At 35.3% G+C, this 24,367-nt stretch carries 22 protein-coding genes and 1 pseudogene; 6 read left to right on the top strand and 17 right to left on the bottom strand.

Annotated features, from left to right (window positions below; genetic code table 11):
- Positions 1 to 176 precede the first annotated feature (176 nt).
- Entirely contained in the window at positions 177 to 2,225 is a 2,049-nt protein-coding gene (locus BR44_RS08700) for a copper-translocating P-type ATPase (protein WP_034551911.1), read from the top strand.
- Positions 2,226 to 2,326: 101 nt separating this feature from the next.
- Here BR44_RS08700 and BR44_RS08695 read toward each other — a convergent pair whose 3' ends face one another.
- The 4 genes from BR44_RS08695 to BR44_RS08680 form a co-directional block, all read right to left on the bottom strand.
- The gene (locus tag BR44_RS08695) at positions 2,327 to 3,799 is read right to left on the bottom strand and encodes a multicopper oxidase family protein (RefSeq protein WP_034551909.1); all 1,473 of its coding nucleotides are present in this window, start codon (positions 3,797 to 3,799) and stop codon (positions 2,327 to 2,329) included.
- A 221-nt stretch (positions 3,800 to 4,020) separates the two neighbouring features.
- Complete coding sequence (locus BR44_RS08690; protein WP_211249895.1) at positions 4,021 to 4,404, bottom strand: VOC family protein; 384 nt, start codon at positions 4,402 to 4,404, stop codon at positions 4,021 to 4,023.
- A gap of 282 nt (positions 4,405 to 4,686) precedes the next feature.
- A complete protein-coding gene (locus BR44_RS08685) occupies positions 4,687 to 5,493 on the bottom strand; it encodes a DUF6544 family protein (RefSeq protein WP_051912652.1) in 807 nt (268 codons plus the stop codon).
- A gap of 411 nt (positions 5,494 to 5,904) precedes the next feature.
- The gene (locus BR44_RS08680; protein WP_034551907.1) at positions 5,905 to 6,576 is read right to left on the bottom strand and encodes a haloacid dehalogenase type II; all 672 of its coding nucleotides are present in this window, start codon (positions 6,574 to 6,576) and stop codon (positions 5,905 to 5,907) included.
- A 468-nt stretch (positions 6,577 to 7,044) separates the two neighbouring features.
- Between BR44_RS08680 and BR44_RS08675 the strand changes: the two genes are divergently transcribed.
- The 3 genes from BR44_RS08675 (at position 7,045) to BR44_RS08665 (ending at position 10,054) form a co-directional block, all read left to right on the top strand.
- Positions 7,045 to 8,091, top strand: coding sequence for a YibE/F family protein (locus BR44_RS08675; protein ID WP_084676126.1), 1,047 nt, complete (start codon positions 7,045 to 7,047; stop codon positions 8,089 to 8,091).
- Entirely contained in the window at positions 8,088 to 8,861 is a 774-nt protein-coding gene (locus BR44_RS08670; protein WP_034551905.1) for a YibE/F family protein, read from the top strand. Before BR44_RS08675 ends, BR44_RS08670 begins: the two co-directional genes overlap by 4 nt.
- Positions 8,862 to 9,013: 152 nt before the next feature.
- Positions 9,014 to 10,054, top strand: coding sequence for a zinc-binding dehydrogenase (locus tag BR44_RS08665; RefSeq protein ID WP_034551904.1), 1,041 nt, complete (start codon positions 9,014 to 9,016; stop codon positions 10,052 to 10,054).
- Between the two features lie 1,022 nt (positions 10,055 to 11,076).
- On the opposite strand, the pseudogene BR44_RS11735 reads toward BR44_RS08665, so the two are convergent.
- The 10 genes and pseudogenes from BR44_RS11735 to mnmH form a co-directional block, all read right to left on the bottom strand.
- Positions 11,077 to 11,511, bottom strand: a pseudogene (locus BR44_RS11735) (HAD-IC family P-type ATPase); the annotation flags it as partial.
- Positions 11,512 to 11,703: 192 nt separating this feature from the next.
- Positions 11,704 to 12,174: an HAD-IC family P-type ATPase gene (locus BR44_RS11730; protein WP_051912646.1), complete on the bottom strand. Its 471-nt coding sequence runs from the start codon at positions 12,172 to 12,174 to the stop codon at positions 11,704 to 11,706.
- A 162-nt stretch (positions 12,175 to 12,336) separates the two neighbouring features.
- Positions 12,337 to 12,657: a cation-translocating P-type ATPase gene (locus BR44_RS08655; protein ID WP_034551903.1), complete on the bottom strand. Its 321-nt coding sequence runs from the start codon at positions 12,655 to 12,657 to the stop codon at positions 12,337 to 12,339.
- Positions 12,650 to 12,844: a heavy-metal-associated domain-containing protein gene (locus BR44_RS08650; protein ID WP_051912644.1), complete on the bottom strand. Its 195-nt coding sequence runs from the start codon at positions 12,842 to 12,844 to the stop codon at positions 12,650 to 12,652. Before BR44_RS08650 ends, BR44_RS08655 begins: the two co-directional genes overlap by 8 nt.
- Positions 12,845 to 13,427: 583 nt before the next feature.
- The gene (locus tag BR44_RS08645) at positions 13,428 to 14,051 is read right to left on the bottom strand and encodes a YdhK family protein (RefSeq protein WP_034551902.1); all 624 of its coding nucleotides are present in this window, start codon (positions 14,049 to 14,051) and stop codon (positions 13,428 to 13,430) included.
- 338 nt (positions 14,052 to 14,389) lie between these two features.
- The gene (locus BR44_RS08640; RefSeq protein ID WP_034551901.1) at positions 14,390 to 15,556 is read right to left on the bottom strand and encodes an aminotransferase class V-fold PLP-dependent enzyme; all 1,167 of its coding nucleotides are present in this window, start codon (positions 15,554 to 15,556) and stop codon (positions 14,390 to 14,392) included.
- 10 nt (positions 15,557 to 15,566) lie between these two features.
- Entirely contained in the window at positions 15,567 to 15,848 is a 282-nt protein-coding gene (locus BR44_RS11150; protein WP_051912642.1) for a putative Se/S carrier protein, read from the bottom strand.
- A complete protein-coding gene (yedF, locus tag BR44_RS08630; RefSeq protein ID WP_034551900.1) occupies positions 15,845 to 16,468 on the bottom strand; it encodes a sulfurtransferase-like selenium metabolism protein YedF in 624 nt (207 codons plus the stop codon). Before yedF ends, BR44_RS11150 begins: the two co-directional genes overlap by 4 nt.
- Positions 16,469 to 16,504: 36 nt before the next feature.
- On the bottom strand, positions 16,505 to 17,533 hold the full coding sequence (selD, locus tag BR44_RS08625) for a selenide, water dikinase SelD (protein ID WP_034551899.1): 1,029 nt from the start codon (positions 17,531 to 17,533) through the stop codon (positions 16,505 to 16,507).
- Entirely contained in the window at positions 17,530 to 18,576 is a 1,047-nt protein-coding gene (mnmH, locus tag BR44_RS08620; protein WP_034551898.1) for a tRNA 2-selenouridine(34) synthase MnmH, read from the bottom strand. The genes selD and mnmH overlap by 4 nt, the downstream gene beginning before the upstream one ends.
- 270 nt (positions 18,577 to 18,846) lie before the next feature.
- On the opposite strand from mnmH, the gene BR44_RS08615 reads away from it, so the two are divergent.
- A complete protein-coding gene (locus BR44_RS08615) occupies positions 18,847 to 19,350 on the top strand; it encodes a hypothetical protein (RefSeq protein ID WP_034551897.1) in 504 nt (167 codons plus the stop codon).
- A 137-nt stretch (positions 19,351 to 19,487) separates the two neighbouring features.
- Here BR44_RS08615 and BR44_RS08610 read toward each other — a convergent pair whose 3' ends face one another.
- Positions 19,488 to 20,795, bottom strand: a complete 1,308-nt coding sequence (locus tag BR44_RS08610) for a DUF2254 domain-containing protein (protein ID WP_034551896.1) — start codon at positions 20,793 to 20,795, stop codon at positions 19,488 to 19,490.
- Positions 20,796 to 20,830: 35 nt separating this feature from the next.
- Positions 20,831 to 21,400 carry a DUF4256 domain-containing protein gene (locus BR44_RS08605; RefSeq protein ID WP_034551895.1) on the bottom strand — a complete coding sequence of 190 codons (570 nt, stop codon included), beginning with the start codon at positions 21,398 to 21,400 and terminating at the stop codon, positions 20,831 to 20,833.
- Positions 21,401 to 22,397: 997 nt separating this feature from the next.
- On the opposite strand from BR44_RS08605, the gene BR44_RS08600 reads away from it, so the two are divergent.
- On the top strand, positions 22,398 to 22,844 hold the full coding sequence (locus BR44_RS08600; protein ID WP_034551894.1) for a hypothetical protein: 447 nt from the start codon (positions 22,398 to 22,400) through the stop codon (positions 22,842 to 22,844).
- Between the two features lie 77 nt (positions 22,845 to 22,921).
- Here BR44_RS08600 and BR44_RS08595 read toward each other — a convergent pair whose 3' ends face one another.
- On the bottom strand, positions 22,922 to 24,352 hold the full coding sequence (locus BR44_RS08595) for a 6-phospho-beta-glucosidase (protein WP_034551893.1): 1,431 nt from the start codon (positions 24,350 to 24,352) through the stop codon (positions 22,922 to 22,924).
- Positions 24,353 to 24,367: the final 15 nt, after the last annotated feature.

Below are 24,367 nucleotides of genomic sequence, written 5' to 3'. Positions count from 1 at the left end.
TTTAATAAAGTGCCGCGTGAAAACTAGGATGACTATACTTGTACTTAACTATTTATACTACGATAAGATCGCATTAAAAAGGACTGCCGTGTAGTGCTTAATGTAGCCAAATCTTTCCGATTATTCCCTTTAAAATTAAACATTATTCGGTCATTCACTTAAAAGGAGGAAGCATTATGGAAAACCACGATTCAAAAAGTCACAATCATGATTCTGAGAACCAGCATGAACATGGTGGTCATGCAAATCATCATGCTCATATGATAGAAGATTTTAGAAAACGTTTTTGGGTGAGTTTGATTATTTCCGTCCCTATTTCAATCCTTGCCCCTATGCTACAGCACTTATTCAATTATGAGTTCTCTTTTATAGGCTCAAATATTCTTCTTTTTGCCTTAGCTTCATTTGTTTTTTTCTATGGCGGCCAGCCTTTTTTGAGCGGTGCTAGAAAAGAAGTTTTTAAAGACCACACTCCTGGAATGATGACTCTTATTTCTCTAGCGATTATTGCTTCTTATGTATATAGTTCTTTAACGACTTTTTTTATTACAGGAAGCGACTTTTATTTTGAATTAGCCACTCTTATTGTTGTTATGCTATTAGGACACTGGATAGAAATGAGGTCTCAAATGGGTGCTTCTAAGGCATTAGAAGAACTAATAGAACTTATGCCTAACGAAGCCCACAAATTAGATGAAGATGGAAATACGACTGATGTAGCTGTGGAAGAATTACAACCTGAAGATTACATTCTAGTAAAGTCAGGAGAAAAAATTCCTTTAGACGGTGAGATTTTAAAAGGAGAATCTACTTTAGATGAATCCATGCTCACAGGTGAGTCAGTCCCTGTAGATAAAAAGAGTGGAGACGATGTTATCGGTGGCTCTATCAACGGGAACGGCGTGTTAACTGTACAGGTTAAAAAAGTAGGTTCCCAAACGTACTTGGCTCAAGTTGTTGAACTAGTTAAGAATGCACAAGCGACCAAATCCCGAACTCAAGGTTTTGCAGATTTAGCAGCCAAGTGGTTATTTTATATTGCTGTGGTTACAGGCTTATTGACGCTCACTTATTGGATGACCGCAGCTGACTTTGAATTTGCTCTTGAACGTATGGTGACGGTTCTTATTATTGCCTGTCCACATGCCTTAGGATTGGCCATGCCTTTAGTTAGTTCTGTTTCAACATCTATTGCTGCACGAGAAGGATTATTGATTCGAAATCGAACTCAATTTGAGTCCGCTCGTGCTATCGACAAGGTTGTTTTTGATAAAACGGGTACTTTAACAGAAGGCAAGTTTGGAGTTGACGCTATTTTACCTACAGAAGGTGTCACAAAAGAAGAGTTACTTCAACTAGCCTACTCACTAGAAAGCCAATCTGATCATCCTATTGCTAAAGGAATTGTTCGTAAAGGAGAAGAAGGTACTCTTTCTAAGTTATCAGTAACCGATTATGAGAATTTAACTGGGCGAGGATTAAATGCAACTGTTGAGGGTGCACAAGTATCTATCATCAGCCCAGGCACGATGAAAGAACGAGACTTATCATTTGATAACGATACATTTAACCAATTATCTGATGAAGGAAAAACAGTTGTCTTTGTAATAAAAGAAAATACCTTACAAGGAATGATTGCTTTAAGTGATATGATTCGTCCATCAGCTTTCCAAACTATTCAAATGTTAAATGAACGAGGCATTGAATCGATTATGATTACGGGTGACAATGAACAGGTAGCAACTAATGTTGGAAAAGAACTAGGTTTGACACACGTATTTGCAGAAGTGCTGCCCGATGAAAAATCAAAAAAAATTCAGCAGTTAAAAGAAAACGGGAACAAGAAAATTGCTATGGTCGGAGATGGTATTAATGATGCACCTGCCCTAGCAGAAGCTGATATCGGTATAGCTATTGGAGCTGGAACAGATGTAGCGATTGAAACAGCTGATATCGTATTAGTAGACAGTGATCCACGAGATGTTATCAATATTATTAACTTATCTAAAGCGACCTACAAAAAAAATATCCAAAATCTTATCTGGGCCGCAGGATATAATATTATTGCTATACCCCTTGCAGCCGGTGTGCTAATCAATCAAGGAATTGTTGTTACTCCTGCAATTGGAGCAGCTGTTATGTCATTAAGTACGATTATCGTCGCAGTTAACGCTCGTTTACTAAAAGTAAAAGACGAAACAACTAAAGAGGCACAAAAAAGTTAATTTAAAAAGGACACAAAAAACTCCAATTTTTCTTATTCTAAAAATAAGAGAAATTGGAGTTTTTTTAGTTTATCTAGCTTTCAAACTTATTCTTATTGGGGTTATTTAACTGTGAATTGTCCCATCATTCCTGCATCTTCATGTTCTAGTATATGGCAATGGTACATAAATAGTCCTTTATGTTTAAAAAGGACGAGCAATTTTACCTCTTCATTGCTTTTAACCATCACTGTATCTTTCCAGCCTTGTTCATTCAATGGCGGGGTCTTCCCGTTTCTTTCTACTATCTGGAATTGTACACCATGTACATGAAAAGGATGGGGAGAAGAAGACATCATTCCCATTCCTCCTGATGATTGGTTGGTTACGATCCATTCTTCTAATTCATTTAACTTTACTTCCTCATCTATTCTGTTCATATCCATTTGCTTGCCATTAATCGTTACCATTGGACCCGTACTGCTCATGACAAAAGCTCTTGAACGAACGACCTCATCTTTATCGTACTTGGGTATCTCTACTAAGTCTTTAGGAATCTCTGCTTTTTTAGTGCTCTCTTCTACTATATTTATAGTCATCAGATTATTTTCAGCATCTCTAAAAGTTACTTTATCTCCAACCTTGTAGTCAGAAAAATCAACGAGTATTTCAGCTCTTTCGGCTGGTGCAAGCGCTACGTTAGTCATTTCTACACTTTCTGCTAAAAACCCTCCATCTGAAGCGATTTGATGAAACGTAGCATCGTCACTAAAGTTAAAGTCATATGACCTAGCATTTGATCCGTTTAAAATTCTTAGTCTGACAATTTCATTTTTTACATCCAATTCAGGACTTATCGCTCCGTTGATTAGAATAGTGTCACCAAAGAAGCCGTTCATCGTGTCTCTCATATCCAATTCATAAGGAATATCTCCATCCTTCGTAAACCGTTTATCTTGTATCACTAAAGGAATATCATTTACGCCATGCTCTTTTGGGATGTTTAAATTTTTTGATTTTTCATCTTCGATATAAAAAAGACCTGCCAGTCCTTTATAGACTTGTTCACCCGTCTTATCTAGTAAGTGTGGATGATACAATAGTGTGGATGCAGGTTGGTCTATCGTGAACTGAGGAGTCCAAGTTGAACGAGAATCTACTACTTGGTGTGGACCACCATCCATTTCTGCTGGTACTTCTAAACCGTGCCAGTGTACTGTAGTCGGTTCATCCAGTGTATTTTTTACGTTTATCTTCACTTCATCGCCTTTATTGACTTTTATAATCGGACCTAAATAGTCTCCATTATATCCCAAAGTATCGGTTTTCTTCCCTTCAAAAAATTCTGTTTCGCCATATTGTACGTTTAGATCAAATTCTGCTTTTCCTTCTTCAGGGTTCTTGTCCTCTAGAAGTGGTGGAATGGGCAATTTATTGCCATTTTCTCCTTGATTTCCAGATAATGATGGTGCTTTTATATCCATAATACCTTCCTCAAAACTTCCTTCTCTAGCAACGAAAAGATAACTACCATATCCTATCAATGCGATTAAAGATAACCCTATAGCCAGATACCATATTCCATTTCTTTTCATATGCTCACCTACTTTCAAAAATTTATTGTACGATTAAAACAACTCATGACTCTTTATTTCTAACTATACCTCATTTAACTACATCCGTAAACATTTCCGTTTTTATATTTCGCTTGCTAACGTTCTATAAATTTACATATAAAAAAGATACTTTAAAAATAAGATTTATCCTCTAATTTTTAAAGTATCGTATGGTTTATCTTTTCTATTTTATTGACCGGTTAGGGTGCGACAAGTTCGACCTTTATTCTATCTGGGTCTTCAAAGTAAACCGCATAATGATCCACTCCTCCAGCAAATGGGTGATTTTTCGTATAAAGTATAGGGATCCCTTTACTTTCTAACTTTCCAGCTATATCATCCACATGTTGGCGTGAGTTAGCGTGGAATGCTAAATGATTTAATCCTACTCGACATCTATGATAAGGAATATCGAGAAAACTTTCCTCTACTTGAACAAAAACAATATACGTTTCACCTAATTTCCAACTTTGACCGTTCTCCCATTTTTGAAAAGAATGATAGCCTAATTCCTCAAGATACCAACCCCAAAAATCAGTTGACCTTTTTAAATCAGAAACATATAGTTCAATATGATGAAGCAACCCTTTTGACAAGAGGCAATCCTCCTTTATTCATCCTTTAATCTGACTGTTTATTAGATATTCATTCTATCTTAGCATTAGGTGTCTAAAAAAACCGTATGAGATATTTCTTTAATGACTTTATCTGATTTCCCAAAATCAATAACCGAATCTTTTTTAATTTTCCCCTCTTAATACCAAAGCTAATAGCCACACTTGCAACGTTTGGAACAATCCGTTTCCCATCCGTTAAGATTTGTAAACCGGGATTCTTATCCGAACCTTCTCGATAGTTAAATCCATTTACTGGTAAGAAATCTTCATACCGTTACTATTAAAATAAATTAAATCTCCACTATCATAGTTCCATACACCTTGAAATTTTGTTGGTTTGTTTATTCCATTGATTACCGTATAATTAGCTACTAGTGCAGACCATTTTTCATAAGTTTTTGTATCTGAACAAAATCTTTCCTCCACTACAAAGCTAGTCATTTCATAATTTCCATTAAAATAAAACACACCTCTAGTTTCTTCATTATTTTTTCTTATTGTTGCTTCTACAGTATAATCATCTATCTGTTTATAAGTAATATTATGCTGGAGCGCTAAACTTGGATGCATAAGACACTCCGCTAAATAGGCAGAGTCAATAACATTAAAGTCTTCATGAAATAATGTGATATGTTTCGCAAGCACGCCTTTCATAAATCCCTTCCCATCTCTACTGGTATCAATTCCTTGGAATGGTATACCATACATTTCTGAATCTATTAAAGCTATTCTGGTAGGTTCTTTTACAAAATCATATACCGTGTAATCGATTTTTATATTAGGTTTATTCACTCCCAAAGAAAAGTCTGCATCTTCGAAATCAAATCGTACGCTGCTTATGCTTTCTATTCCCAAGTAACCGTTTTTAATAAAATATTTCTGTAAAACTTCTGGTAATAGTTCTAAATCTTTCTTCATGATTTTGTTTGTTGACAACTTATACTCATCAGTAAATCTTTCAATAGCTTTCCAATAGTGTTTCTTAACTGGTGAATAAGGAATTTTCAAATACACACTAACGCATATCATTAAAAATAGCATCCCACTTAAAATCACTTGTCTCTTCCCTCCTTATTTCAATAGATAAACTACTTACTATGATGATGTTCAAAATCTTGAAGCTTCATTAATTTTACCTGTATTTTTTTTACTTTTGCTACTAAACTGACTAATAGACACACTTATCAATGCATATAGAAATACACTAATAATATGCACGTTCAGCCTAGTTGAGAATAGCTGTCTAAACCTTTCATGGTTAAAATCATGTGAGGTTCAAACAGCTATTTATAAATCATATATACTCGTTTTTCAGGAATGAAAGTCAAAAAGAAAGAAAACATAAAGAATGATATTAATTCTGATCTTTCTGGTAAATTTGAAAAAACACCTATAAAAAATCTCCCTCGTTACAGTACTTTCATTCATTTGTATCTTTTATTGACTTTCAGCTAGTTGAGAATGAACTTATTGATTAATTTTTATTATCTCCCCAACTAAATCCACTAAGTTTCTATTTGACATATCTGGTTTCAAATAGTAAGGGTTGTATTGATCTTCTTTACGTTTGATATAAGCTGTGACAAGTCCAACTTTTTTAGCACCAAATAAATCCCAATCATGAGTCGCAACCATGACCGTTTCATCAGCATGAATGTTTTCTTCATTCATTACATAGTGGTAGATATCTTTAAATGGTTTATATTTTTGTACGGACTCTACAGAATAATACGAATCAAATAAATCAATAAGTCCTGAATGAATCAGCTGCTCCTTAACCATTTTGTAAGAAGAATTCGTTACGGAAATGACTTTTATATCATTGTCTCTTAATAATTTAAGCGCTGCAGGGACATCATCATATGCTGGTAAATTTCTAAATGAACCTAAAATATCCGTTTTGATTTCATCTGTTAACTCTTTGCCACTCTCTAAAAAAACACTTTCTAACGCAGCTTCTGAAAGTTTTCCAAAATCAGTGTATTCATCCATACCGCCGATGACAGTGGAGGAGTGAAGCAACTTGGCAAACCAATAATTAAGCACATATTTATCCTCAAAATGTTTCCCAAATTTTTCTTTTAATACGCTCAAATCTAGCAGTGTTTCGTTCATATCGAATAATACCGTTTTTATCATTTTTTCAGCCCTTTCCGATTTTGCTTTACTTACTCAAATTTTAACATAAATTAACTCCTATCCAAGCACAATATGCTTACGAAATAGAAAGAATTTTTTTGTTTTATTCTTTATAACCTAGCCTCAATCGTTGATAGTATTTTTTCAGAACTATTTTTATCACTATTGAAGTTCTTAGGATTTCAGACTGTAAACTCATAAAATTTATGCTTCCTCATTTCTTCTTTACTATGAACTATGACACCGATTTGATAGTAGTTAGCTTATTGTATTCATAAAAATGGGTACCTTTCAAAAATTTCTTTCCAACTAGTCCATTCTAGTAAAAAAAGAATATGTTACAATGGGTTTTTAACTATATTATTGTGTCAGTCGTCATTTGTATAACGGAGGTATTTTTTTGAGAATAAACACTAAAAAAAAACGATTATTTTGTCTGGTTTTATTTTACTGTGCGTACTGATATCCATGGTATTTGTACAAAACAACTTTCAATTTTATGATCAACCCATAGTCGAAATAACCAAAGCAACGCTTAAAGATAAAAAAGAATCTGTTGGTTCACCCAACAGTAAAGATTTCTTGTTTTTTCAAAATTTAGTTGGGGAAATTAAAAATGGCACGCAAAAAGGGCAAGTCATTTTATTAGAAAACACTTACTCTTTTTCTGGGGCTTATGATCATGAATATCAAGTAGGTGATGAGTTATTTATCACCATTCAAAATAGCGATGGAAGGAATTTAACTGGGGTCATTGACTATCCAAAACGCGATACCTATGTGTTAACAGCCGCGTGGTTATTTATAATGACTGTATTTATTATCGGTAAAAAAAGCGGTTTATTTTCAATTGTCAGTTTAATTATTAATGTCCTCGTTTTGTCGCTCGCATTAAGTCATTATACAAATTCAGAAGGTGCTAGCTTATTACTTATTTGTAGCGTTTTGGTTATTTTTTTCACCATCGCTTCTTTAGTGTTGGTTAGTGGGCATAATGAAAAAACATATGCGGCCATTCTAGCTACTTTGATGGGTACTTTTTCTGCTCTACTTATAGCTTATATCGTGATGAGATTGACGGCTGAAAAAGGACTTCGCTACGAGGAAATGGCTTTCGTAACAAGGTCTCCTCAAAAAGTTTTTTTAGCTAGTATTCTAATTGGTTCTTTAGGAGCGGTAATGGATATTGCTATTACGATCACTTCTTCTCTTTATGAACTCTATAATAAAAACAAGCAAATTCCGCTAAAAGACTTGAAAGTATCTGGTATGGCGATAGGAAAAGATATCATGGGGAGTATGACAAACGTTTTATTTTTTGCGTATGTTAGCGGAAGTATCCCTATGCTTTTGCTCTATTTAAAAAACGGTGCTCCATTAAATTATACTTTATCTATGAATTTATCTTTAGAACTGACTAGGGCACTTGTTGGAGGTATCGGTATTGTATTGACAATTCCAATCAGCATTTACACAGCAACGTATTTTATTCATAAAAGGAGAGCAATCAAATGAACGTATTAGTTTTTTTGATGATCATTTTATTTATATTAATGAAACTCATTGGCGGTGAAAAAGGAGTACGATCATTTACGGCACTATTTTTAAATTTTTGTGTTTTATTTGTCACTGTATTTTTTATGACTGTTCAAACGTTTAATCCTATTTTCATCACATTAATAGCTTCTATAATTATTAGTTGCATCAATCTATTTTATATCAATCGTATTAATCTCAAATCTATTACTGCTTTCGTAGCTACACTCATCACGCTACTTCTTTTAATTGCTCTTATTTTTATAATTGTTGAAAGAGCTATGCTACAAGGATTTGGCATAGAAGAAATAGAAGATCTCACGTCTTTCACATTATACGTAGGGGTAGATTTTGTTGCGATTGCTATTTGCACAATAATCATGGGAGCGATAGGAGCCATCACAGATACTGCCATCTCTATTTCTTCCGCGATGAATGAAATATATATACGTAATCCTTTATTAAATCGCTACGATCTTTTCAAATCTGGTATGAATGTTGGCAAAGATATTTTAGGTACAACTACAAATACCTTGTTTTTTGCATTCATTGGCGGATATTTAGCATTGATATTATGGTTTAAAGATTTAGCGTATACTTTTGGTGAAGTCATTAATTCGAAAGTTTTCAGTTCAGAAATAGTTTCTATATTCTGTATCGGTACGGGTGCAATTCTCATTATACCCATTACCGCTTGGCTCGCAGCTTATCTTTTAACCAAGTATAAAGATAAAGTCCCGGCTAACTAGTCTGTTGCTGAATGAAAAAGCAAAAACTTCTCTATTGAATACAAACCGCTTTTTACATCTATTCACTAAAAACATGATAGACTGTAACCAATAACAACTTTAAAATCTTAACTTATCATACCGTTAAGGTACCCAGAAAGGTGAGGATATTTATGAAAGCTATACAAGTAACGGGATACGGTGATGTAAATAAGTTAGAATTAGTTACACAAGCTATTCCAGAGCCTAAAGAAAATGAAGTCTTGATTAAAGTAAAAGCTTGTGCAATAAACAATACAGAGATTTGGATGAGAGAAGGAGCTTACGGTAAGGGTTCAAAATCGGGATGGCGACCTGAAGGAGTTCAATTTCCTCGCACACCAGGGTCTGATATAGCAGGTACTATAGTAAAGTTAGGTGAGGCTGTAGATAAAAGTATACTAGGAAAAGATGTTGTTCTTTTCCCATTCACCTCAAGTGGAGAAGCCGGATTCGAACATATTTCAGAAGATATGTCTTTTATAGGCTCTGAATATGATGGTGGCTATGCGGAATATGTAGTGTGGCCTGCTCATCTCTGTTTTGATATGCCCCTTTCTGACTATACAAAGAGTGCTGTGTTTACAGTTAGCGGGTTGACTGCATGGCATATGATAGAACAAATTCAAGCGCAGCCTAGAGAAACCATAATGGTAACTGGTGCAAATGGTGGCGTTGGATCTTTAAATGTACAAATCGCCTCAAAAGTATTTGGTGCTAAAGTAATTGCGATTGTTGGCGACTTAGGGTTGGAAGAACAAATGAAGGAACTAGGAGCAACACATGTCTTATCTTATAAATCAGATACCCTTGCTGAAGAAATAATTAAAGTGAATGGTGGTCCGATTGATTCCGTATTAGATGTTGTTGGAGATGCTTTGTTCTCAACTTCTCTTCAGGTATTGAAAAAAGGAGGGAAACTCTGTATATCTGGATCTGCTGGTGGTCAGAAAACAGAGTTAGATTTTAGAACATTGTATTTAAAACATATTACACTTTATGGCTCTGTATTGGGTACGAGACAAGAGTTTAAACGTATGCTTCAAGCTATTTCTGAAGGGAAAATCAAACCAGTAATTGATCGTACTTTTCCTTTAGAAAAAGCAAGAGAAGCTCAAATTTACTTTAAAAAAGCAGGTAAACTTGGCAAGGTTGTCTTAATTCCTGAAGAATAAATACTGACTTAAACCATCTCTTTGGAGGGGGTTTAAATTTTTGTAAGCTGACATAGTTTTTTTAATCGCACCGTTTTATTTATAGGAAAAAGTTGATTACTTCTATAGTATTCCACATAATTATTCGTCACTTTTATAAGAGAAAAAATAATGCTGTTCCAGAGTAATACTTGTTGAATTAACTAACAGTTAGATACACTATTCTCTCTAAAAATTTTAATAAACTAAAGAAACGTCCTTTTATGATGATTTTCATCTGTCTTATCGATGATTAGATTTGTATCGCCTGCCCATTATCAGTCATCCTATCTGGCGTTGTAGTATTATTTTAGCTAGTCTGTGTTTTTTTCTGTCTCTCCCTCTACTACTACAACAATATTTCCATTTGCACTATCCTCTTGCTAATTATATAGCGGATTTTTATCTGAACTAATGGAATCATCTTTTTCATAATCATCTGTAGAAAATGCGTCTTTAAGTTTCCCCAAAAGTGAACTATCCTTGTCTATTACTTGGTTTATTGTGTAGGTATATTCTTTTTCTGTCGTGATAGTCCTATTTGGTTGATTCGTGAAGGTATTTCGTATGGCAGTATTTGAAACTAGATGAATGTCTTTTTTTATTTGCTATACTAGTTCCGTTAATTTCTCTTTTTCTTCTTCGGATAATAAAAACTGTAAAAGAAGCTAATCTATCGGTTTTTTTATCGGTTGCTTTCCTACCCCTTGGCATCACCTTTATCGGTCTGTCTTTATTTATAATGGTACTTTATGGATTTGCCTCTTGAAATGTAAACATCTACACACAAAGAGAGAAGAAATTTGAAAGGGTATTTTCTTGTCTTTTTTACTATTCTTATTTAACAACTTATTTTTTGAAGCCAAGTAATCGTAAGGCATTTAATACAACGATTAAAGTCGATCCTTCATAAAAAATAACGGCTGGTCCAATTCCAATAAAGCCGAAAATTGTAATTGGAATTAAGAGAGCCGTGACATTTAGACTAATCCATACGTTTTGTTTTATAATTTTTTACTCTTTCGACTCAAAGCAATTGCAAACGGAAAAATAGTCAAATCATCTGACAGCAATGCGATATCTGCCGTTTCTAAAGCAACATCTGAGCCTGCAGCACCCATTGCAATCCCAACTGTACTTTTCTTGATTGCTGGTGCATCATGCACTCCATCTCCAACCATAGCTACTTTCGATTCTTTTTTCTTTATCTCTTCACTTGCACTTACTTTACCTTCTGGAAGAAGACTACCTAAAGCATCAGTTATGCCAATCGCTTTGGCTACGCTGTCAGCAACTTGCTGGTTATCTCCTTTTGACATACTCACTCGTTTAATCCCAATCTCTTTCAAACGAGAAATGACCATTTTGGCATCCTCTCGAGGTGTATCCATTAAAGCTAATACACTTAAGAAAGCTGATTCATTGCGAACTAGCATAACAGTATATCCTTTTCCCTCTTACTCTTGTAAGATTTCGGATAAGTCTTCAGAAATAGAAACAGAGAGCTCCCCTTCAAATAAGCCTCTATTTCCGACATAAATTTTTTCTCCTTGCCAATTAGCTGTTACTCCACGGCCTATAATAGCTTGCAGATTAGACGACTCCTCTAGCGAATCTGTGTCTATTTGTTTTTATACTCCTTTGTCAATTGCAGCAGCTAAAGGATGATCGCTTAATCGTTCAACTGCAAAAGATGCTGTCGACAATTCCTCTTTAGTTGTATTTTTGTAGGGAATAGCTTTAGTCAGTTTTGGCAGACCTTCTGTAAGAGTTCCTTTTTTATCAAAAGCTAATGCAGTTAATTCTTCTAAGTTTTCTAGCAGCCTACCTCCTTTAATGAGTACACCACTTTGCGAAGCTCGAGCTACGCCGCTTAGAACAGCACTCGGTGTAGAGATAGCTAATGCACAAGGACTTGCTGCTACAAGAACAGCCATCGTACGATAAAAGCTTTCACTAAAGGATTCATTTAAAAATAAGAAAGCAAAGTTGAGTGAAAAGGCTAAAATTAAAACGGAAGGAACAAACTCCGCTTCAAACTTATCTGTGAAAAGTTGAGTTGGTGATTTTTGTTCTTCTGCTTCATTGACTAATTTAATCAATGGTGCTTTGTTCTATAGATTTTGAGTATTTAAAGAAATAAACTTCATTGGTAGTTTTTGGTCCAATAAAAAAAACTGCACCATATAAGTTAACGTTCAATCTAACTTTGGGTCCAGTTTATTTTCTTTGCATCCTTTTTGTAATTTTTTTGATTTTTTTGATTAAGCTTTTACAAGTACCGTATCCAACTTATTAGTTGCTTGCCTATTTTTATGATTGAAGCGGATCAAACGCATAGCATTTAAAATAACCACTAGTACGCTAGCTTCATGAATAAACATCCCCACTGCCAAATGGACACTTCCCATCAAGACACCACTTAATAACATAACTACAACACCAACTGCAACGACTATATTTTGCTTCATATTTCTAGTTGTTGCTTTCGATAATGAATAGGCATGGGAAAACTGCATTAATTTATCTGCCATTAACACGACATCTGCTGTTTCCATTGAAATATCTGTTCCACCTTCACCCATGGCTAAACCAATATCTGCTGTTGCAATAGCCGGCGCATCGTTGATTCATCGATTCTGTTTTCACTTTACTAGAATTAAACATTACCTTCGCTGATTCAACCCCTGCTGTTTTACTTAAAGTTGATTCGATTTTTTTGATACAAGACGGACAAGTTAATGGTTCTAATTGATATACGGCTTTACTCATAATTGTTTTCCTCCTATCTGTTATTCTATTCAGTATAGGCGATATAACTAATTAAAAAATTGACCTACATCAAGTTTCTATAAGTATTTTACTCGTCAAATCAAGCTAAATAGGTACTATTTGTTGATATGACTAAAAATATCTTTACCTATAATTGGTAAAAGCTTATTTTTTAGGGTTTACTTTTTTAAAAGGATTCTAATTATTTTATATCAAAAAAAAGCTCTCACTAATAAAAAGATTTAGGGAGAGCTCTCATTATTTTAATGATCTAACTAATCTGAGTGATTCACAATTTTTTTATAGAACCCGTTTCATTACTATTGAAACCTCGCCCAAAAAAGAACAAAAATGGACACATCACGATCAAATGACAGTCAATTGGTCCACTTAGTCTTAATAAAGGATCAATTGACTGCCATTTTTTGGCTCTGACTTATCCCTTTTCAAGAAACCAGTACCGTTAATTATAAGTTTCTCCATTAAGAAAATGAAAAGTAGCATCCTAATGGATCGTTAGTGGGTTTTAACATCATCTACGGATCATTCAGAACTAATCATACTAATAAATTTTAACTATTTTCTATTTTTTTGATAATTCATCTTCTGTAACCCATTTATGATTTTTGACTGTTTCCCCACCATCTGTTGGTTGATAGTCTAGCATATAAACTGTTGTTTCTTCAGCAGAATTTATAGTCGCAGTTGCTCCTTCCATGCCTTCCATATGGCTTGCTTCTAATGTTACTTCTGTTCCTTCATTTAAAGGTTCTTCTTGACTGCGCGCTTCTGGAATTTCTTCTTTTAAGACCCACTTATGATTTTCTACTAAAGAGTCCCCATTCGTTGGTTCATAAGTCACTTCATAAACAACTGTATCATAAGCACCCACAATAGTTCCGGTAGCTCCCTTCATGCCTTCCATATGGTCAGTTTGAAGAATCACAGTATCTCCCATTACATAAGTTGGATTTTCAGCCTTTTGCAAGCCTTTGAGTATTTCTCCAGAGTCGTCCTGTTCCATTTCCTTCATGCTATCCGATTCATTCATTGTTTGATACACGTCGCTACTTTCAGAAACTTGAATACTAGATTGTGCATTTGTATCAACAGATTCTTGGTTGCCACTATCTTGAGGTGCGCAAGCAACCAGCAAAGCTAATGAGGACAAGGTTATCGCTCCTCCGATAATTTTCTTCTTTTTCATATTCTATCTTCCTTTCTTATATCTACATCCGTAGTCTAATTTTTTTATGCCACAATGTCAAACAATACCGTTTTTAGAAAGAACTTATGTTTAGATGTTAATGTAAACCCGCTTTTGATTATGATCAATACCATAATCATTGGAAAAGAAGTTAACCCTAAACTAGGATAAATGAAAGAATGAATCCAATCACAGTAATCCTTCATAAGAGGCGTTTATCTTTTGCAGCCTACAAATAACTTTGGCCATGAACATAAAAATACCCCAAGAGTTAGATTTGTTTTCTAACTTTCAGGGTAAAGTACACTTTTAGTTTGACTCAAAAGTTCGTCTTTTTTTTAATTTTCTAAAGCCAACTCTGTCAATGCTTGAATAGCTGCATTTATTTCTTCATTTGTATTAAAACTAGAAAAACTGAAACGAACCATGCCTCTATCGACTGTTTGGAAATGCTGGTGTACAAGAGGAGCACAATGCGCGCCTGAACGCACGCATATATCGTAGTCTTCGTACAAAATATCAGCTAAGTCTCCTGAACTCCAGCCAACTAAATTCAAACTAACAATTGCGCCATGTTCTTGTGGATTTTTTTTAATTTGCTGTAAATTACAACCATAAACTTGAATCTCAGGAACAGAAGATACTTTTTCAAGAAAAAACAACGTCAATTCTTGTAATTTTTTTTGAATCGATTCTACAGATTGCTGTGCTACATAATCCAAACCCGCTTCCAATCCTGCCAAACCATGCACATTCAAGGTTCCTGGTTCAAAAAAACCAGGCATCTGTTGTGGCATTTCTTTGTCATAAGAATGGCTTCCGCTTCCTCCACTGAATACCGTTTCCAAGTTAAGGTTAGAATGATTTAAAACAATCCCACCTGTTCCTTGAGGACCATAAAGACTTTTATGACCCGTAAAACACAACGCATCGATATGCATCTCAACCATATCAATGGGAACTACACCGGCACTTTGTGCAGCATCCACAATCAGTAAAATTCTATGCTTTTGACAAAATACTCCAACCTTTTTTAAGTTGATCATTTGACCAGTGACATTCGACATATGATTGATGATGATGGCTTTGGTATTTTCTTTTAACAAGCTTTCTAATTGGTCCAATCGTACCCGTCCCATCTCATCTAATGCAAGAAAATCTAGCTGCATGCCTTCTTTTTCTAATTGATAGAGTGGTCTTAGTACCGAATTGTGTTCATTTTTTGTTGTAATCACTGCATCTGTTGCTTTTAATAGACTCTTTAAGAGCAAATTAAAAGCAAACGTAGCATTTGAGGTGAAACTTATTTGGCTAGCATCTTGTACCTTAAATAATCGGGCAATTTTCATGCGCGTTTGCTCGACTTGACGTAATGCTTGAAGTGCCGGTGCATGACTGCCGCGAGCAGGATTTCCAATCGTTTGGTTTTGGATAGCGTGGTACACTGCCTCGGCTACTTGAGGCGGCTTAATCAGTGTAGTTGCACTATTATCAAAATAATACATCGCTGCCTCCTTATCCTTGTTGTTGCCAAGGCAAAATAGTTTTTTTGCGTTCTTTTGAAACCATCACTTCATAGATTTCATCATAAATAACCGTTTCTTTCGTGATAAATGCTTCAATTTCTTTTAAATCCTCTATCGAAAGTTGCAATACCAAACCGCAACCTGCTGAAATTTGTTCGGGAATAGGAATCAAACGACAATGCCAGCCATTTTCACCGATTTTAATTTCAGCTTGTGAGGCAGCTGATGAACTCGGGAATACAACGATCCCGTAATGTTTGCGATTGATCATGGAGAGACCGTTTTATAGCGGCTTTGCAATTCAACAATGCGGTACATATTAGTAGCTTCTCCTACCATAAGCTTGTCTTCAAAATTAAAGAATTCTACACAAATACCACATGTTAATATTTCTACGCCATCACTAGCCATTGCTTGCAAATCTTGCAAAACAGGAGACCCTTCTGCTGTCAATTTAGCTCCGCCATTATAAAAGAGAATTTTTTTAGGTAATTGTTCTTGTTCTGATAAAGAAAAGAAAAAGCTTTTCATTAAAGTTGAACCTAATTCTTCGGATCCATCGCCAATGGTTTCAGAATGAATACTAACGATATAAGGTTGTTTTTGAGCTCCATTCTCTTTTTTTGAAAAGGCTGGCTCTTGTTCCGCAGCTTGACTAGCCAAGTTGACATCCGTTGTTTCTTTGGTTAACTGAACAATATAATAAGAAACACCTTTTTTTTCTACTGTTGTTTTAAATCCCAATTGATCTGCCATTTTAGTGAGATTTTGAGTAGCAATCTCATTGTCTACTAAGATTGTCAAATCTTCATTGGGAAATTCTTTCATAGCTCTTTTTGTTAAAATAACTGGCATTGGACAAGCGTTTCCTAGTGCGTTTATTTCTTGCATAGCTTTTCCTCCTTCTTTCCTATTTTTAAGGACTGGTTAATAGACTGTCATTTTATATTCAGAGCGTTTTGTGACGACTCCAATTATCTCACTTGTTATCCCTTTAGTTTGTAATTCATGCAACAATTCATTGGCTACTGCTTTTGGCACGCTGACTAATAAGCCCCCAGAAGTTTGAGGATCGAAGAGCACTTCTTCTAAAGCGTAATCGTCAAACTCAAACTTTACCTGAGAGCTTAATGCGTTTCGATTTCTTTGTCCACCAGCTGTCACAAGAAATTCTTGTGCGCCTTTATAGGCTCCTTTTAAAATAGGAATCGCTGAGCTTTCTAACACACAGCTGAAACGATCCGTTAACATCTCATTCAGATGTCCCAGTAGGCCAAATCCGGTTACATCTGTACAACTATGTACCGTATACTTTTTAAAAATAGTAGACGCATAGATATTTAATGTGGTCATAGATATCGCCGCTGCTTGAAACTCTTCCTCTCCCATTTCACCAGCACTATAAGCAGTTGTAACAATACCTGTTCCTAGAGGTTTTGTCAGTATCAAGCAATCCTCTTCTTCACACGTATCATTTCTGTAAATTTTTTCAGGATGTACTTTCCCTGAGACAGATAAGCCATACTTTGGTAAAGAATCGTGAATAGAATGTCCTCCGACTAGAATACCACCAGCTTCTTGGACTTTCTCTTGTCCACCAGCCAGAATTTCAGATAATATTTCTAACGGTTGCTCTTCTGGCCAACATACGATATTCATCGCTGTCATCACTTCTCCACCCATTGCAAAGACATCACTCATCGCATTGGCTGCTGCGATTTGACCGAACAGTCGTGGATCACTGACCATAGCTGGGAAAAAATCCATCGTTTGAATCATCGCTAAGTCTTCACTAAGTTGATAAACCGCTGCATCATCTGCAGAATCAAAACCTACCAATAAATTTTCATCTGTTTGCTTAGGCAACGCCGCTAAAATTCCATTTAAATCTCCGGGACCGATTTTTGCATTACAGCCACCGCATATAAATAAACCATCCATCCATTGCGTTTTCATTTTTCAATTTTCTCGCTTTCTTTTTGCCATTCTAGTATGTTTTCTGCCGTTTCTTTAGCGTCATAACTAACAAGTGTTAGGTCCCGTTGTGTCTTATGGTGATTGTAACGAGGATCATAATAAGAAACAAGTAGACTTTCAATAACTAAATCTACTTCACCATTCATCACTTGTTCTTGAAATTGATTGACTCGCTCTTCTTTTACAAATGCTTTTAAAGCACCCAAGGAATCGGATAGTTCTTCTTGGTTGTCTTCTTTTACATAGTCACGATGAATCTGAGCGACACGCAAATCTAGTGGCGCTTCTATATAAATTTCTTTTCCTTCTTTAATGGCAGAAAATAGACTTGAAGGGATGACAACATTTCCAATCCGTTTGCTTTCACCTTCAGTAAAAACAACTTCTCCCTCTTGCCATTCTTGACTAGCTTCAAAAAGGAGACTTTCAAATGCTTTTTGAGAATGTGGTTCAGACAAGCCGATACTTCCTAACATAGACCCTCTATGATTAGCGCAACCTTCCAAATCTAATACTTTTGCCCCTTTTTTTGATAGTTCTTTTAAAATTTCCGTTTTTCCGCTACCCGAAAGCCCATAAAGAGTCACAAATGTTGCCTTCGTTAATTCTGTTTCTAAACGCTCATTGATATAGTGACGATAGGCTTTATACCCTCCACTCAATCTGCTTACTGGTAGTCCTAATGCTTTCAATAAGGAAAAGATAGAATTGGAACGCATTCCGCCTCTACTACAAAAAATAACTATTTCATCGTATTGGTTCAATAATTCTTGGTAACGAGTATACGTACTAGCAAGTTGACTAGCAGCCCACTCTATACCATATTGTTTGGCTTCTTCTACTTGCCCTTTTACATATAAGGTGCCTACTGTCGCACGTGTCTCATTGTCTAGAACAGGAATATTAACTGCCCCAGGAATCGTAGAAAATTCGTGTTCTTTGGGACTGCGAACATCTACAAAGCCAACTCTGTGGCTTTTATTTTCTGCTACTATTTCTTCATACGTTATTGTTGGTTTCATTTTTCATCACTTCCTGACTCACTAACTTTGTGTCGTCATGCTTTATTATACTCTTATTTTCATTGAATTTCTCTCTTATCCCTTAATTAGATAAGATTACCCCGAAAAAAAGATAAGTACTTGCTATTCGCTTTTCATCTGTTTCAGCAAAAAAGTTATCTTCCTATCACTAATTGAGAAAGTAAGGTAGACTTATTTAGACAATAAAAAGCAGCTGTTTCTCTTTTTGAGTATCCATCTTCTTATTCTATCCAAAGAAAGGACGTTACTATGAAAAAAATAATCAAGATTAATGATAACATGCAAAAAGGGGAATATGAATTAACCCAAGAACCGGGCGAAAACTTTGATTCCGAATTTAAACCTGAACTGTCTCCCAAAGAACTCTTGGAGTTAGGTATCTTCGGTGGAAAATATATGACTGATTGTACGGATGAATTTCCAAGCGATTGGTTTGAACATGCTAAATTGTCTCCTGAAAAGAAAGATATTTCTCTAAACTATTATCAAGTTGATGCCTCCTTGTCGTTAGAAACGTGGCAAAAAAAAGGGTGGATTCATTCAGCCGACCCGCGAGGTTGGTTTCAATGGTATTGTCGTTATTACTATGGTCGCAGATTACCTGAAGAAGACCAAATCCAAATTAAAAGATGGAAAGCCATAAAAAGACATGCCGGAGCAATCAAAAAAAATTGCGAAAATAAAGACCAAAGCTGCAGGAAAAAACAAAGACAAACCCTTCTTCACTGGGCATATGATAGTAGAAAAATATAGATATAGAAAAGAAAAGAAAAAACGAAGCGACTGGATGCTACTTTCTTGCCTTAAAGTGGAATAGATTCACCTTTTGCTTTTCTTCTTTTTAAATAGGATCTCCTCTGATAAAAATAAACTTTAGTCTATTTTAAACATCATAGATTTGAAGAACGAACTTCTAATGTTTGAATTGCTTCGTAAGCCTCTGTTATCATTTGTCTTTCCATCGTATCATCGTATTTTTTAAGCAGACGATCAAAAAGGTACTTCGCTTGTTTTTTAATCACCTTTTTATTCTCACCCTCTGCTTCACTTGTCATATGATGGTATGCTTTTAATACTGCTAGCATGACGTGCACGTCTCCTTGACCATAGTGAATGATTTGAAGAAAAGTATCGCGTAACATTCTATCCAAGTTATAGGTTTCTCGATATACTTTTCCTTCTATGTCTTTCTCGCACATCACAATATACCCTTCTTCTAACGTACAAAACTCCCCTACCAACAGGCTCAGACTATTAATACAGAAAATCGCTGTGTTCGGATCATTTATGCCTGCTGACAATGATCTCAAGGCTACTTCAACAATTTTTTGTATAGAAAAATTAAAATCTTGGTCTTCCGTTCGTCTCATTCCCACTAACATAAACTCATGAATTTCTTCAATGACTATCTTAGAATCAGCATTAGATGAATCAGACAATAATTCACCCATCGTTGCTTCATTTGTTACAAACTCACCAATCATTCTATTGAGTCTAATAACTACATTGTGTTTTTTTGCAACTTCAAATAATTGCTCATAATCAATTTGTTGGATATAACCTTTTTCCATCACATTAATAGGGTAGCCCGGCTCTTGAAGTTCCACCCCTACCGTTGAAACAAACTCATATTGACTAATTTCTTTTTTATAAGAAGCAATTACCTCTTGAGCATGATTATATAGCCGATTAATTAAATTACTAGCCTGAATATATTTCCCAACACTATTAATAAATAAAATAAAATTAAATAAGCCAAAAATAATATAAATAACTCCGATTGTGCCTGCAAGAATGGGTTTTGTTAAAATTTCTTCTCGTATAAAAAGCATACAAGTAATACTATAAATAAATCCACTAACGAAAATACCAAATGATTTCATAGTCCGCTCATCAGACAAAAAGTTTTCTACCACACGAGGTGAAAATTCACTCATGTAGATACTCAATACAACCATTGTTGTAGAAAAGGTAAAGGTTGTAATCGTAATAAAGGCACTTGAAATAACACCTAAAACAGCTTTTGCAAGACTAGCACTAGTTAATAAAAACTCTGGTAAATAAGGTCGCATATCAAATAGATAACCATTGTCTAACAAAATCACGACACTCGCTAGCAATAAAGCTAGTATGCTATAAGCGACTGGGTACAGCCAAATGCTTTTTTTTATATTTTCAATTCCTTGTTTTATCTTCATCTCACTTCATTCCTTCCATTCCAGAAACTAAAAAACTATACTCTCAATAAACCACGAAATCCTCGCACCGCATAATAAGATTCTGCTCCATTATGGTATAAAAAAACCTGTCCGAATCGGTAATCACAAAAAAGAGCCCCTCCGAGTTTTCTAATATCAACGGGCGTTTTCACCCAACTTGATGTTTTCGTATCAAAAACGCCCACTTTTTGTAGTTCTTTGTATTGTTCTGGGGTTAACAGTTCTATGCCCATTTCCGCTGCCATACCAACCGCATTTTGTTCTGGCTTATTCTTTTTTCTCGATTCTAATCCTTCAAAGTCATAGCAAATTGATCTACGGCCTTTAGGACTTTCTTGTGAACAATCACAAAAGATATAGATATTTTCCTTATCATCATAACCAATGACATCTGGTTCTCCGCCCGTTTTTTCCATCTCATTAAGCGACCACAGTTTTCCACCATCTTCATTTAATTTCATTTCTATTTTTTCCCATTCAAAGTGTTCATGACGCCTACTATTTTTATCAAAGCGAGTTTTTAGTCTGTTGATGAGTTCCTCTCTTCGCTCAAAAGCCACTTCTTTTTCATTTCTCTTTGTCATACTGTCTCGCTCCCTTATATTCATTTAATGTCATCTAAATCATTCAGCCCTTTTCCAGATGATGATCGTATAAAAAAATTATTCATTTAATTTTTTCTGTTTCTATTGCTTCCTGCAAACTTAATAACGCTTTCAAGTTAGTGAGAATAACTAAATTCAACTGTCCTAGTATAAGTAACTTAGCATTTTGTTTAATCCATACTCTAGACCTGCTCTGTTGACTCTTCTTGCATCTTTCAACTATACAAAAAGAACTCTAATCGGCTATATTAAAACTTAATTAAAGCGATTCAAAAAATCTTTCTTTTAAGCGGCTTATCGCAGTCATTCCGAAAATTTTTCTATTTATTGCTTTTAGGCTCTATTCTTTTTCTTTATTCTAACCTTTTTACAAAAAAAGTACCATTGAAGCGATTAGAAAAAAAGGGAAAGGATGCATTGCTTATGCCAAAAAATTAACCGAAATAAAAATAATGTCATTACTAGTCTCATGTTTATTATGGGTAGTTTAACTCCTATTATTGGAGCTCCCTGAATTTAAGGAGAGAGCCTTTATTTGCTTGTATTTCCTTAACCTTACGTCCCCTTCTTAGAATATTTCATAAAAGGTGACTTTCTAAAGTATAAAAAGACAAAAAGAAGCAGCTGGGTACTTTACAAACTAGACCCACCTCCTTCACATATCGAATTTTCATTCTAGAACGTGCGCGCAAAAGAAACTTCGACATCCACTTCACTCCTTGCAAAGATGTTTTCAGCAGATGCAGCTCCACACAGTTTATTTTTTAACATCCTATTTTTAATCGTATCTGCATTGGAACCTTATTGACTTGTTCCAATAGCAGTCATTACTAACGCTCCTTCTTTATGAGTTTAGTGAATTATGTATGCATGAAACATGGTGAAAATGAATTATTTAATCCAAATAACCTTGTAATAGTAATACGAACGCTATAGTATGAATAATAAGAAAGAAATAGAAAGAGGCAACGCATTTATGAAAATCATACAAGCAGAACCAGCTAATATAGAAGAATTAAAAACGAAAGCTACTACAAAAGATGATTGGGAACTTAGACTCTCAGCTGTCAATGAATTAGCAAAATACGATTGTCAAAAATCACGTTATATCTTAACAAAACTTGCATCAAACGATCGAGTTTTCGCTGTTAAAGAAGCTGCTTTTAATGCGGCAGAAACCATGGGCATCACAAAAAAAGGCGTCCCTCTTGTTCTAAAGAGAAGAGATATCAGATACAGCAGCAAAGACTTTGCTAAAATTTTTAGTCGGGTTAAAAGAGACTTACAAATGGAAGAATTTGACTTAGCGACTTTCAAAAAACAATTTCAAGTGGTTAGTTCTGAAATGTATGATGTCATGCAATACGAAGAACAAGAAAACTTTGATTCGTGGATTACCGCTTTGTATGAGAATTTACGTTAAAAATCAGGCGAGTCAACAAAAAGAGCCCATATTTTAATATGTAGGCTCTTTTTTATCGAGTGTATTCAATTAGTTAATTAAAAAGACAAATCTTCCCCATTACTTGCAATGACTTTCTTATACCAATCAAATGATTTTTTCTTAGAACGAGCTAGTGTTCCATTTCCTTCATTGTCGCGATCAACGTAAATATAGCCATAACGTTTTTTCATTTCACCTGTACCCGCACTGACTAAATCAATACAACCCCAACTGGTATACCCCATCAAATCTACACCGTCTAGTTCAACAGCATCCTTCATTGCTTTTAGGTGAGCTGCTAAATACGCGATGCGGTAGTCATCAATCACATAACCATTCTCATCTGGTTCATCAGTAGCCCCCAAGCCGTTTTCAACAATGAAGAGTGGTTTTTGATACCGGTCATACAATGAATTCATTGTGATTCTTAAACCTAATGGATCGATTTGCCAGCCCCACTCACTTGCTTTTAAATAAGGGTTTTTCACAGAAGTAACCCTATTCCCTTCTGTTGTTTCGTTTATTTCGGGATCGGTCGAAACTACCCGTGAAGAGTAATACGAAAAAGAAATAAAATCGACCGTATTTTCTTTCAACAACGCTAAATCTTCTTCTTCCATCTGAATTTTGATACCCTCACGTGCTAATTTTTTCAACACATAAGCTGGGTATTCGCCTCGTGATTGAACATCACCAAAAAAGTAACTCTCACGATCAGCTTCTTGTGCTGCGAAAACATCTTCTGGTTTACAAGAGTAAGGATAGTGATCCCCTGCAGCTAACATACAACCTACTTGGTTTTCTGAATCTACTTCATGAGCGATGCGAGTAGCAATGGCACTCGCTACTAGTTCATGGTGAGTCGCTTGGTATTTGATTTGCTCTTCATTGTCGCCTTTTTCAAAATACAATCCTGCTTTCAAAAATGGCGCATGTAAAATGACATTTATTTCATTAAACGTTAACCAATGTTTTACGAGCCCTTTATACCGACGGAAAATAACGTTGCAAAGATTTTCATAAAAGCCAACCATTTCACGGCTACGCCAAGCGCCATATTTCTCAACCAAATACATCGGGCAGTCAAAATGAGTGATAGTCACCAACGGTTCAATGCCGTATTTATGGCATTCTTTAAACAAATTTTCATAGAATTGCAAGCCTTCTTCATTAGGTTCTGTTTCGTCTCCTAATGGGAAAATACGACTCCACGCAATCGACAAACGATAGACTTTGAATCCCATCTCTGAAAATAAAGCAATATCTTCTTTGTAGTGTTCATACATGTTAATAGCTTCTTTGGCTGGATAAAAGTAGTTATCTTCAAAACCAACCATTTTTTGTTTACCTGTTATGATAGAAAAACGGTCTTTTCCAATAGGGATAACATCTACGTTTGCCAACCCACGTCCGCCTTTGTTGTAACCGCCTTCACATTGATTAGCTGCTGTAGCGCCGCCCCATAAAAAATCTTTTCTAAGTGCCATAACAATCCTCCTCCA

Source organism: Carnobacterium funditum DSM 5970 (genome assembly GCF_000744185.1).
GTDB lineage: Bacteria > Bacillota > Bacilli > Lactobacillales > Carnobacteriaceae > Carnobacterium_A > Carnobacterium_A funditum.
Note: the sequence above shows the minus strand (reverse complement) of the source record. Positions and strands in the feature narration are given on the sequence as shown.